The sequence below is a fragment of the Larkinella insperata genome, from assembly GCF_026248825.1.
Lineage (GTDB): Bacteria > Bacteroidota > Bacteroidia > Cytophagales > Spirosomataceae > Larkinella > Larkinella insperata.
Window position 1 is genome coordinate 1,441,686 of the sequence record NZ_CP110973.1, and the last position, 13,174, is coordinate 1,454,859.

Below are 13,174 nucleotides of genomic sequence, written 5' to 3' on the forward strand. Positions count from 1 at the left end.
AGCAAATTTCAGTCCGAAATGATTCTCATCGCCGACAGTGGCTCCACCAAAACCGATTGGCGTACCATCGATCCGCGGGGTCAGGTGGGTCAGGCCCGAACCATTGGCTTCAATCCTTATTACCAGGACAGTGCCGCCATCGCGGCCGAACTGCAAACCAATCTGTTACCAGCCGTTCAAGAAACGGTAACCGATGTTTTTTATTATGGCACCGGCTGCAACAGTGAAGAATCGTGTGGGATTGTGGAAAAAGCCATCCGAACGGTGTTCCCCGACGTTAAAACCGTTGCGGTCAGCAGTGATCTGCTCGGGGCCGCCCGCGCACTCTGTGGCCACGAAACCGGCATTGCCTGCATTCTCGGAACAGGCTCCAACGCCTGCCTGTACGACGGCCGCGACATTGCCCAGCTGAGCGGCACGCTGGGCTTCTGGCTGGGTGACGAAGGCAGCGGTGGGTACCTGGGGAAAACGCTGGTGACGCGGTTTCTGCACGGTCAGTTGCCGCAGGATCTGGCCGACAAATTCCGGAAACGGTACCCGAAAGTAGATCGGCTGACGGTCCTGGATCATGCCTACAAACAGCCTTTCCCCAACCGGTATTTTGCGGGTTTTTCGAAGTTTCTGTTTGACAATCGCAGCCATCCGGCAGCGTACCAGATCGTTTACGACGCGTTCAGTCTTTTCTTCGACACCTACATCCGGAAGTTTTCCGACTCCGCCCAGTTGCCAATTCATTTTGTGGGTTCCGTTGCTTTCTATTACAGCGATATTCTGCGGCAGGTTGCCAACGACAAAGGCCTGACCCTCCGGCGTATTCTGGAAAACCCCATTGCCGGGCTAACGCTCTACCACCAGGATGCCGAGTCGTTATCGTCCGAAAGCTAGCGAATTACGATTGCCCCAAACGAAAAAAGCACCAGATCGTGCGGTGCTTTTTTCGTTTGTGAGATGAATGGCCTGACGGTTATTGCTTCAGCACTTTGATGACTTTCAAAACGCCTTCTTCGTTCTGAATCCGGAGGAAATACAGACCCGTGGGCAGTTGCAGCGTTTTCACGTCGAGCGCTACCTGACGCCGGTTGTTTTCAACGGTATTTCCCTGCAGTTCCCACTGACCACCGGCGGTGGATGTCAGCGAGAATTGATACGGCATGGCTTCCGATTGAGCGGGCAAGCTAACCGGCAGCGTCAGGTTGATAACCTCCCGAACCGGATTCGGATACACCTGCCAGGCTTCACCGGCGGCTTCGGCATTTCCTGCCATCCGACCCCCGCCCGATACAAACGAGAACGTAACGTTTTTGGTAGTGATCAACTCTCCGGTTCCGTTCGGTCCCGTAAAGGCCGCCAACCGAAGCACGTATTTCCCGGCTTCCGGCTTCATGCCGTTATCATCCCCGAATAAGCCATATGGCCCGTCGTTATCGACGTTGTTCTTTGACGATGTTCCCGTTAGTTCGAAGGCAATGCTGCCCACCGGCACGTTTGCGGTGGTGAACAGGTCCACGGCATTGGGCAGGTTGCGCACTCCAACGGCGTCGTTATCGTTCAGCGTTTGAATGACCTGACGCGAAGATTCATTTCCGGCTTTCATCAGTTGAACGGTCAGCTCGGGTTCGCGCACGGTCAGTTTGAACCGGATGCTGTGACTTTTCTGATCTTTCGTACTTTTCACCGTCACCGTGTATTCACCGGCTTTCTGGGGTTTGCCGCTCACTTTCCGGTCGGCCGCGGTGAAGCCAATGCCTTCCGGCAGACCGGTCACGTCAAGCTGTGAACCCGCTCCTACCTCTTCCAGCGTCGTGCTGTACGACACACCTTTGACAATAACCTGATCTTTGATGGGCGCATAACCATCCGCGCAAACCGTCGTGTAGCTGTACGTAACGACTTTCTGGCTTTGCCGGGCTTCAAGCACCAGCGTACTTCCCTCCCGCATGGTGAGGTCCAGCGTCTGCGTGGCTCCAGTGGTCCAGTCGGTTACGCCGGTCACCCGGTATTCAATCCGGGTTTTATCCCCGCCCTTGGTCCGGAACGTAATTTTTCCGGTCTGGCAATTGTAATCGGGAGCCAGCACCGCTAGCGCAGAATCCGTCGGGGGGGTTGGTTCTGCCGGGGTTGGCGGGGTTTCAGGTGTAGTTGGGGGCGTGGTTGGCGTATCACCGTTGCAGCTCAGGGTTTTGGGCGACCCTTTGAGCAGGTAATCCGTACCCGCCACCCGACCCCAGATCGAATACGTCTGATTGTTCTTCAGCTCCTGGGGCGTATCCCAGCGGTAGCCGTGGCTGCCGTTGCCCTTATCGCTGTCTTTCAGGTCCTGGCGGAATAAGCTGGCTTCAATACGACCCACTACTCTGGCCGACGACAGGCTGCTGCCCACCAGAAACTCGATGGACACCGGCGTGTTGGGCGCATCGCGGTTCCATACCCAACCCGCAATGCTCGAACAGTTGACCACATCCAGGAAACCTTCGTAGTTGCCGGTAAGGGGATTGGTGGGCGCGTTGGGTTCTGTTGGAGTAGCCGGAGTCGTTCCGTCTGTCACCGTCAATCTGACCTCAACACTGGTTTTTGCGCCCTGCTTATCGGTAGCCGTATACGTTAGCTTGTAGCTACCGGTCGTTGCGATCGTTCCGGTAAATACCCGGCTGACACGGTCAAAATCCGTTCCCTTCGGCAAGCCGCTGACCGAATATGCTAACGTCTCTTTCTCCGGATCAGTAAACGCTGGTAGAACCGTTTCGAAGGCCTTATTTACCGTTACGGTCAATTCTATCACGTTCGGAACAACTGGTGGTTGATTGGTCTGAACCGGATCGGTGGGTCTTCCGGGCGTGAGTGGCGCATCACCGTTGCAGCTCAGGGTCTTGGGCGACCCCTTCAGCAGGTAATCCGTACCCGCCACCCGACCCCAGATCGAATACGTCTGGTTGTTCTTCAGCTCCTGGGGCGTATCCCAGCGGTAGCCGTGGCTGCCGTTGCCCTTGTCGCTGTCTTTCAGGTCCTGGCGGAACAGGTTGGCTTCAATACGACCCACTACTCTGGCCGACGACAGGCTGCTGCCCACCAGAAACTCGATGGACACCGGCGTGTTGGGCGCGTCGCGGTTCCATACCCAGCCCGCAATGCTCGAACAGTTGACCACATCTAGAAACCCTTCGTAGCTGCCAGCGACAGGATTGGTGGGCGTTGTGGGTTCATTGGGAGCGTTTTCAACCGACACGATAAAGTTAATCTCAACGCTGGTCTTAACGCCCTGATTATCCGTTGCCGTGTAGGTTAGTTTGTAGCTGCCTGTTGTTGCGACCGTTGCAGTTAATACCCGGCTGACACGATCAAAATCAGCTCCTTTCGGCAACCCACTCATCGTGTACGCCAAGGTGCCGTTCTCCGGATCGGTAAAAGCCGGCAAAGTCACTTGATACGCCGTGTTAACAGTCGTTGATAAGGTTGAAACTGTTGGGGCTACCGGCGGTTGGTTGGCCGGGACCGGATCGGTGGGTTTTCCGGGCGTGGATGGTGTATCACCGTTGCAACTCAGGGTCTTGGGCGACCCCTTCAGCAGGTAATCCGTACCCGCCACCCGGCCCCAAATCGAATACGTCTGATTGTTCTTCAGCTCCTGGGGCGTATCCCAGCGGTAGCCGTGGCTGCCGTTGCCCTTGTCGCTGTCTTTCAGGTCCTGGCGGAACAGGTTGGCTTCAATACGGCCCACTACTCTGGCCGACGACAGGCTGCTGCCCACCAGAAACTCGATGGACACCGGCGTGTTGGGCGCGTCGCGGTTCCACACCCAGCCCGCAATGCTCGAACAGTTGACCACATCCAGGAAACCTTCGTAGCTGCCAGCGACAGGATTCGTTGAATTTGCTACGACAATGAGTCTGAAGCTCAATTCGCCCATTTCATTGCCTTTATCGTCCACCGCCTTGATGCTGAGCGTGGTAGTTCCCGTCTCGGTAGGAATTCCAGAAATGGTGCGGTTATCAGAATTGTAGGACAGTCCGGCGGGCAAACCGCTCACCTTATACGTGATGCCGGCACCCGGGTTCAGCAAGGAATAGCTGTAGGATTGCCCGACAACAATCGTCTGGTCGTCCAGCGTGGACGACGGTGAACAGCTCGTTTTGTAGACATAGCTCACCTCGCGGTCGCCCTGGCGGGCCAGTAGGCGAAGTTCGGCGCCGTTCCGCTTGTCCAGGTCGATGGTGAACGCCGGATTGCTGGTCCAGTCGGCAACACCCTGAATCGAGTACGTGATGGTGCTGCCGTTACCGCCTTCGGTACGAATGGTCAGTTTACCCGTCTGGCAGCTAAAGGTCGGCGAAAGCATGGCCAGCGGTTTGGAGGTATTTTCCCGAATCGTCAGCACAAACCCATCTTCCACCTTGGCACCCCGCTCATCCGTAGCCGTCAGGGTAACCGTGGTCTCACCGGTTTTGGCGGCCGTACCGGATATGGCCCGGGTTTCTTTATCGTACCAGATTCCTTCGGGCAAAGCACTGACCGTAATCTGGTAGGGGGTTGAAGCCCGGAAGGTTTCAGCCGGAATTCTGAGAATAAAAAACTCCCCCACCCGGTACGACTGATCGCTCATCGGGTTGGCCACCACCGGCGGCTCGTATCCTTTGCAGGGCGATGTGTAGGAATATTTCACTTCCTTGCCGTCCTGCCGGGCCTGAATTTCAAACGTTGTTCCGTTGCGCAGCCAGGGCGCCACCGTGAAGGTAGTTTCCGTTGTCCAGTCTTCTACAATCCCGACGGCCCGAAACTCGATCTTGGAACCGTCTCCTCCGCTGGTCCGGAACTTGATTTCGCCGGTGTTGCAATCCATCGTGGGTTCCAGCAGCACCAGTTGGTCCGACGAACCGGCGTTCTTGATCGTTAGCCGGAATTCGGTGGTAACGCTGGCGCCTTTGTTGTCCGTGGCTTTTACTTTGACGGTAACGGTTGCCGCCTGCGTGGGCGTTCCGCTAATCTTCCGAATCTCCGACTCATACACAAATCCGTCAGGCAGGCCGTCCACCTCAATGCTGCGAATCTCCCCGTCCGGATCCGAGAACGTTTCCTTCGCCAGTGTGTAGCTGAAATTCTTGCCGATGGTAGCCGTCTGAGCCGGAATCGTTTTGCTGACAACGGGCGGGCGGTTGACGTCTTCCTGCTTGGTAACGGTCAGCTTGAAGCTGGTTGAAACGCTGGTCCCCTTGTCGTCGGTGGCTTTCAGGGTGATGGTTGAAACACCTTCGTTGGTGGGCTTGCCACTGATGAGCCGCTTATCGGCATTGTACGACAATCCGCCCGGCAAATCGGCCACCTCGATGCTGGCAATCCGGCCGTCGGGATCTTTGAACGTTCCATCCGGAATGGTGAAAGCGTAATCCAGGCCGACATTCGCCGTACGATCGTCAATCGGTTTTGCCACAACGGGAGCCTCGTTTGCGTTCTGCCCCAACACCTTGATCTGAAACTGCGTCGTTACCGGCGTATTCTTGTTATCAACGGCCTGAACCGCTACCGTGATCGTTCCCGTTGCGTTGGGCGTTCCCGAAATGGTCACGCCGTTGGCCGAAAGCCCCAGCGCGGGCAGTCCGGAGGTAATTTCTACTTTGGTGATTGAACCGTCCGGGTCTTCAAACGTGCCCGAAGGAATGCTGTATTCAAACGGTCTTTCAACGTAAGCCGTCTGATTCGGAATGGGACGGCTCACGCGGGGGTCCTGGTTGGCGTTGTCTTCCAGCCAGTCCTCATCGATAACGATATTGACGGGCCGCCGACCGTTCTGGACGTACTGCCGCGACCATTGATCACTGGCGCGGTGTTCGGACTTGCCCACGTCGTCGCGGACCATAGCCGACAGCTTGTACGAAGTGTTGCTGGCTGGCTGAACCTGCGTAGCTGGCTGGCTGAGCAGGCCCCGGCTGACGACCCGCTGAATCACCTGGTTCAGTTTTTCGCGGGCATCCCAACCGCCAAAGTTGGCCAGTGTAACCAGTTGTGCCCCGTGTTCAAAGCTCTCCTCAACCTGCTCGTAGAACCGTTGAACGGATACGGTGGTGTGAAACAATCCGTCTACCTCATTGCAAACCCAGCCACCCGGCCGGACGTTGCTCCGTACGATGTCCATCGAAAACCGGTGGTTGTAATCCGGACCGTCGTTGATCTTCACACCGTCCGCATTCTGGGCCAGATTCCGGAAGGCAAACGAGCCGCGCAGACCGCTCTGGCGATCCCAAACGGAACCGTGCTGGTTGATCACCTGGATGGCCCCGTTTACTTCTTTGATTGTTCGGTTGGTTTCGTCCAAAAACCGCTTCAGCATCAGGTGACGAAATACGTACCAGTCTTCCCCCCAACGGCCTCGGTTAAACGAGATGTAGGGATCGGCCTGGTTGTAAGAGGGCGGGTTGACGGCTTCCCAGCGACTGAAGTCACTGCCCCAGCGTTTGTTCAGGTCTTCGAGCGAAAACCGTCCCTGTAACCACTGGCGAAAGCCCTGCTTCATCGGTTCGCCGTAATCGAAGGGAATCGGATAGGAACCGTTGGGGCCTTCGTTGCGGGGCGAATATTCGGCTTCCTGAATGGGTGATACCGTAGCGGAAAAAAAGAGCAGCTGGTCCTGCTGCTGTAAATACTGGTAATGCTGCGTGGCCTGACGGACAAAATCCTTCGCCAGATCCAGAGTAGGCTGGTGGGCAAAACTGAATTGCACCCCGCCCGCGAAATTCATCCGAGCATTGTCAGCCCCCTTCATGGATTCTTCAGCGCTCCAAAAGCCGTCGAGCAGGTTGGGAGCGCGAGCTAACTGGATTCGGATGGCTACTTTCATGCCCATCCGCAGGGCGGTGTTGACGTGGGAATCGACGACCCGCCAGTTGGGAGCACTGTTACGGGTCGGATAAACCTGGTCCCAGTGTACGGAGATCTCGGCTGCGTTACACCCCATGCGGGCCGCGTTTTCGATCCGTTCGTCGTCAATCCGGGGGTCCGTCTCGTAGTTGAATATCACGATGGCCAGATACCGCTGCCCACCGGGAATTTTAGGCGCCACCGAATACGTTACCGACGGTTTTGCACCGGCAAGAGCCACAGACTGCGGTGCGATCAGTAGGAGAAAGAAGAGGCAGAATAACGTTGAGAGTAATGTTCTGATCATCAGTGCAAAGGCTAAATTGAACTTACGCACAGCTTGATGAAGCACACAAAATCCTTGCACGCGTAGAGACCGTCCGCGCGCAATTTGTCTTGTGGTACTCACTCAAAGCTCATTTCGGTTTATTGAATTCGCAACGGAATGAGTTCCGCCCGAATTGACCGATTGGTAAGGTTGGCAGCAATTACCCCGTCGAGTAACTGCTAGTATTCGGTTTCGCACGTTTTGTGGACAAAAATCATTCCAATATATGATGCTCCTGGAATGAAAAGTAGTTTGAAACCAATCGGGGTACTGTCGTCACCGGATAAATGAATAAATGTAATTTTTACAATCCATAGAATTCGGTTTTGTACTGTTTATTTGTCAGACACGGCTATCTTAACTAAATGCACTAGCGAAGAATGTTGGAAAATATTGTGCAGATGTTTACATAATTTACTAACCGGCAACAAAAAGCGGTAATAATTCAATGAAATATCGGGAAAAATCAGTATATCAAAGGCGCAGTATAGCCGATTCCCAGCGTTTGGTCTGGATTCCGGCATCGAACTGATGACTCTTTTCCATGAGGATGTTCTCCTGATAAGCTCCCGGATTCTGCATCACTTTTACCATGCCTCTGCGGAACTCTTCGGGGGTTGGATAATTGATCAGTTCGCCCATTTCCGGACTGATAAATTCCCTGGCTCCCCCGGCGTTCGGCGCGACCAGCGGCTTCCCGAGCGAAGCCGCTTCGGTCATGATCTTCCCAAACGGTTCTTCCCGGGACGTCATCACCAGCCCGTCCGCCAGTTGCAGATAGTTGTAATAATCGTCGGTTTGCACATCAACGAAGCTTACGTTGGGCAGGTTGAGCGCTTTGACCTGGCTATCGACCAGGTAGTTCAGGCCGGTGGGTTTGGAGTTGCCCATCCAGATAAAATGACAATTTTGATCGGCCAGCGCCTGGGCAATGAACGGAAACAGATCCACGCCTTTGCGGTAAATGCGCGTGCCGACCATCGTCCAGACAAACGCACCCGGTTTGATTTTCAATTGTTTGCGCAGTGCTTCCACCCGCTGGCCGGAAAGGTTCTTGCGGTTTAAATCGACTACAGGATAGAGCAAAGCCGTCTTTTTGGCCCCCATTACGGTGGCCAGCTCACAGATTTGCCCGGTAACGCCAATAACCAGATCCGAATACGTCATGGCGTGCGCCATCTCCTGATACCCGATGGACTCAAAGGACGAATGCAGCTCGTGGATGTGCGAAATCGTTCGAACGCCCATCTGCTCGGCCAGTGACGACAGCGGAAACATCAGCACCGTATTCAGGTACCAATAATCGGCCTGATACCGTTCCTGAATCCGCCGGATGTTATTCTGATACACCTCTACACCCATCGCATTGGCCACCTTGGAATAGATCCGCTGGAGCCGTCCGCGATCAAACGGCGAGGTAAACAGCGGTATGTCCGTGGGCAATTGCTTCGTCAACGGCCCCTGCTGCTCGCTGTACAAAGCCGCGCGCAACTGGCTCCGGTCGAAATTTTGCAGGTAGGTCCACAACACCACTTCGGAGCCGGTAAACGAGCCATACGGCGTAAAAAATAAGATTTTTTTCATGGATAGAAACAGACTTCGGCTGCGAATATCCACCGAAATGCGCAGAGTACCGTTATACCAATTGAAATTTGCCCCCGTCAACGGCAAACCGGAAGGGCCGACAATTTGTTACCCGAACGATTGGCAATTCAATTGTATATTGCGGCTTCGTTGGCTTAACGGTTTCCTTTTACGGTTTCCCGCCCTGCATACTCACCGCTGACAGATCATCGAATACAGAATCGCTCCGGCGATTATTGGAATTATGGCAAATCGTTATTTTCTGAAAATAAAAGAAGTTATCCGGCAAACTCCCGATGCCGTTACGATTCATTTCTGGCACCCCATCAATGAAGTTATCCGGTACCAGCCCGGCCAGTATCTGACGTTTATTTTACCCATCGACGGCCAGAAGGTGCGCCGGTCGTATTCCATGTCCAGTTCCCCGCACACCGATGTGTCGCTGGCCGTTACGGTCAAGCGATTGCCGGGGGGGGCGGCTTCCAACTACCTTTGCGACAACGCCAAACCCGGCGACGTTCTCGAAACGCTCGAACCGCTGGGCACGTTTGTCCCGAAACTAGACCCCGGAAAGGAGCGCCGGATCGTGCTGATCGGGGCCGGAAGCGGCATTACGCCCCTGATCTCCATGATCAAGTCCATTCTGTACGTGGAGCCCCGGACGAAACTCTGGCTGCTGTACGGTAACCGGACCCAGGAATCAACGCTTTTTGGCAAGGAGTTGGACGAACTGGCCCGGCAGTCGGGCGGACGGCTCCGGATCACGTCCATGCTGAGTCAACCGGAAGCGGACTGGACCGGACTGGAAGGACGCCTGAATCAGTCAACTATTTTGAAAATTCTGGAAGAATTGCCGGTTGACGAACTCCGGCAGGCCGACTACTACATCTGCGGTCCGGACGGTTTGATGGACGAAGCCCGCGGGGCGCTCCGCATTCTGAACGTACCGAACGATCAGGTCCATAAAGAAAGCTTTGCCACGGCGGCTTCGCAGGAAACCCACGGTGAGGTCGTTGAAGAAGAAGCGGCTCCTTCGGCATCGTCAACTCCGGAGGTAACCATTCTGTACGAAGGCAGTGAATACAAATTTACCGTTGAGCCGCACCAGACCATCCTGGAAGCCGCCCTCGAACTGGACATCGACCTGCCTTATTCGTGTCAGGCCGGTATGTGTACGGCCTGCATGGGGCGTTGCCTGTCGGGGAAAGTGCACCTGGACGAAGAAGACGGTTTGGCCGAATCGGAATTACAGGCCGGTTACATCCTGACCTGTGTAGCACACCCCTTAACCAGTGATGTCGTAATCGAAATCGAATAATGGAGCCCACTTTAGTTATTCCAACCCGCCCGGCCCGGCCGTTTATTGGCGAAGATTTTGTTCTGAAAACCTGGAACGAAGTAAAACCGCTGTACGACAGCCTGGTGGAGCGCCCGATTCACAACGCGGACGAACTGCGTCAGTGGTTTGCCGACCGCAGCGAACTGGAGTCCTACCTGTCCGAGAATTTCGCCTGGCGGTACATCCGGATGACCTGCGACACGTCCGATCCCGAGCTGATCAACCAGTTTAACTTTTTCATTACGGAGATTCAGCCGCAGTTGTCGGCCTACGAAAACCGGCTGGACAAGCTGGCCGTTGAGAGCCCGTATCTGGCTGAACTGCGGGATAAAGGGTTCGACATTACCGTTCGGGGCATGAAAAAAGCCATCGAGATTTTCCGGGACGAAAACATTCCGCTGCAAACCGACATCCAGACCGAGCAACGCAAATACGGCGCAATTGTCGGGGCGATGACCATCGAAATGAAGAATGCGGAAGGGATTGAGGAAGAAATCACGCTTCCGCAGGCCAGCACGCTGCTGCAATCGCCCGACCGGGCCGTGCGCGAGGAAGTCTGGCGGAAAATTCAGGAACGGCGGTATGAAGACAAGGATTCGCTGGATGAGCTTTACGACCGGCTGGTTGATTTGCGTCACCAGATAGCCGTTAACGCCGGTTTTGCCAATTTCCGCGACTACATATTCGCGGCCATGGGCCGGTTCGATTATACCCCGCAGGACTGCTTCGCCTTTCACGCATCGGTGGCCAAAGCCGTGGTGCCGCTGCTGGATCAGCTCGCTCTGGAACGGAAGCAGAAGCTGGCCAGAGTCGATGCTTCGTTTGATACCTTGCGGCCCTGGGACGCCAAGGTAGACCCCGACGGGCTGCCCGCGCTGAAACCGTTTGGAACGGGTGACGAGCTGCTGAATAAAACCATCACCTGCTTTGGTCGGCTCGATGCCGCCGTTGGCAGTACTTATCTGAGCGATTGCCTGCGGATTATGAAGGCAATGGGCCACCTGGATCTGGAATCGCGCAAAGGCAAGGCGCCGGGCGGTTACAACTATCCGCTGGAAGAAATTGGCGTTCCGTTTATTTTCATGAATGCCACGTCGAGCCTGCGCGATCTGGTGACGATGGTGCACGAGGGCGGCCATGCCGTGCATTCATTTCTGACCCGCGACCTGCCGCTGAAACCCTTCCGCAACCCGCCAATGGAAGTAGCCGAACTGGCGTCGATGGCGATGGAATTGCTCACGATGGATTACTGGGATGTGTTTTTTGAGAATTCCGACGACCTGAAACGCGCCAAAATCCAGCACCTGGAATCCATTATCGAAACCCTACCGTGGGTGGCTACGATTGATAAGTTCCAGCATTGGGTGTACGAGACGGCGGCTGAACCTCTGAAGACGCCGGAAAACCGTCCGACGGCCTGGTTGCGCATCTTCGAAGAGTTTTCGGATACCGCCACAAACTGGCAGGGGCTGGAAAAATACGAAGCCTATTCCTGGCAAAAACAGTTGCATTTATACGAAGTGCCGTTTTATTACATCGAATACGGTATTGCCCAGCTGGGGGCCATTGGGGTCTGGATGAATTTTCGTCAAGATCCGCAAAAAGGGCTTCAGGGCTATATGAATGCCCTAAAACTCGGATATACAGCTCCGATCAGTGAAATTTACCGGGCAGCCGATGTTCCGTTTGACTTCTCGGAAGAGCACATTGGCCGGCTTATCCAGTTTGTCTGGAGTGAAATCGAGCGACTGAAAGGCTGAGTAGCGGCCACCGATAAAAATTAGAAGGAGTGTTGGCGAATTGCCCGGTAGTCTATAGTTTTGTACTAAATTTTGCAAATTGTTTGTATGAAAGCGCTTTTGAATAAAGGAGTATTTTTACTGGTTGTCGGTATGCTGGCATCCTGTGATTATCAGAAATATAACACGATTCGGCAGAAAGATTACCGGCAAGGTGATAAGTATGTATACGGCCCGGGCCTGGATTCACCCGCCGTGCAGACGAAGCGTCAATATCCTTCTCGTCCGGAACTGGCCGATCGGACCAACAAAATTCGTCAGAAGTTGTTCGGTCAAGTTAGTCAGGGCAATTAATTGCCCGTTTCCTTATCCATTTTCTATACTGTACTCCAATAAGAAAATAAGCCCTTCAAAGGTTAGCCCTATCTCATAAGCCTTTAATGTTGTACAAGAAAATCTCCTTTTCGGCTTATGTATAATGGCAAAAAAGCAATCGTCGTACTGCCCGCATACCGGGCAGCATTAACGCTTGAACGCACTTTCCGCGAAATCCCGTTTGACCTCATCGACGAGGTGATTCTGGTGGATGATGCCAGCCCCGACAATACCGTCGAAGAAGCTCGGCGGCTGGGTATCCGGCACATCATCCGCCACGAGAAAAACCGGGGTTACGGCGGCAACCAGAAATCCTGTTACGCCAAGGCAATCGAATTGGGCGGGGATATCGTGGTGATGCTACATCCTGATTATCAGTATACCCCCAAGCTCATTACGGCGATGGTCAGCATCATCGGTAACGATCTGTACCCGGTGGTTTTTGGCTCACGGATTCTGGGCAAAGGAGCTCTCAAGGGGGGGATGCCCATGTACAAGTACATTGCCAACCGCTTTCTGACCCTGATGCAGAACTTGTTGATGAATCAGAAACTATCGGAATACCACACGGGCTACCGGGCGTTTCTGGGCGATGTGCTCCGCGACCTGGATTTCTCCCATAACTCGGACGACTTTATTTTCGACAATGAAATGATTGCCCAGATTTTTTACAAGGGCCACGAAATTGCCGAAGTAACCTGTCCTACCAAATATTTCAAAGAAGCTTCTTCCATTAATTTCTGGCGAAGTAGTGTTTACGGATTGGGCGTCCTGAAGGTTTCCCTGTTCTACCGACTCACCAAGTGGGGACTGATGAACTGGAAAGTACTAAAATAACTCTAATGATCTTTTAATCTATTAAGCGTCACTATTTTCTATATATTGTGCGATAACAAGACCGTTTTTAGCCAGCGGGTCTTGCGCTTAGTTAAATTACACTAACTTTGCCTAGCATTTTGTTGT

General features: G+C 54.1%; 7 protein-coding genes. 5 read left to right on the top strand and 2 right to left on the bottom strand.

The annotated features are described in order from the left end of the window. Positions 1 to 18 precede the first annotated feature (18 nt). Entirely contained in the window at positions 19 to 885 is an 867-nt protein-coding gene (locus OQ371_RS05825) for an N-acetylglucosamine kinase (RefSeq protein WP_265992844.1), read from the top strand. A 79-nt stretch (positions 886 to 964) separates the two neighbouring features. Here the strand turns inward: OQ371_RS05825 and OQ371_RS05830 are convergent, their stop codons facing one another. Together OQ371_RS05830 and OQ371_RS05835 are read right to left on the bottom strand one after the other, a co-directional pair. After that, positions 965 to 7,153: a putative Ig domain-containing protein gene (locus tag OQ371_RS05830; RefSeq protein WP_265992845.1), complete on the bottom strand. Its 6,189-nt coding sequence runs from the start codon at positions 7,151 to 7,153 to the stop codon at positions 965 to 967. Between the two features lie 495 nt (positions 7,154 to 7,648). Continuing rightward, positions 7,649 to 8,758 carry a glycosyltransferase family 4 protein gene (locus OQ371_RS05835; RefSeq protein WP_265992846.1) on the bottom strand — a complete coding sequence of 370 codons (1,110 nt, stop codon included), beginning with the start codon at positions 8,756 to 8,758 and terminating at the stop codon, positions 7,649 to 7,651. Positions 8,759 to 9,002: 244 nt separating this feature from the next. Here OQ371_RS05835 and OQ371_RS05840 point away from each other — a divergent pair, with 244 nt between their 5' ends. The 4 genes from OQ371_RS05840 (at position 9,003) to OQ371_RS05855 (ending at position 13,048) form a co-directional block, all read left to right on the top strand. Continuing rightward, positions 9,003 to 10,076: a ferredoxin--NADP reductase gene (locus tag OQ371_RS05840; protein WP_265992847.1), complete on the top strand. Its 1,074-nt coding sequence runs from the start codon at positions 9,003 to 9,005 to the stop codon at positions 10,074 to 10,076. After that, complete coding sequence (locus OQ371_RS05845; RefSeq protein ID WP_265992848.1) at positions 10,076 to 11,857, top strand: M3 family oligoendopeptidase; 1,782 nt, start codon at positions 10,076 to 10,078, stop codon at positions 11,855 to 11,857. Before OQ371_RS05840 ends, OQ371_RS05845 begins: the two co-directional genes overlap by 1 nt. 87 nt (positions 11,858 to 11,944) lie before the next feature. Continuing rightward, a complete protein-coding gene (locus OQ371_RS05850; protein ID WP_265992849.1) occupies positions 11,945 to 12,190 on the top strand; it encodes a hypothetical protein in 246 nt (81 codons plus the stop codon). Between the two features lie 117 nt (positions 12,191 to 12,307). Then, a complete protein-coding gene (locus tag OQ371_RS05855) occupies positions 12,308 to 13,048 on the top strand; it encodes a glycosyltransferase family 2 protein (protein ID WP_265992850.1) in 741 nt (246 codons plus the stop codon). The last annotated feature ends 126 nt before the right edge of the window (positions 13,049 to 13,174 follow it).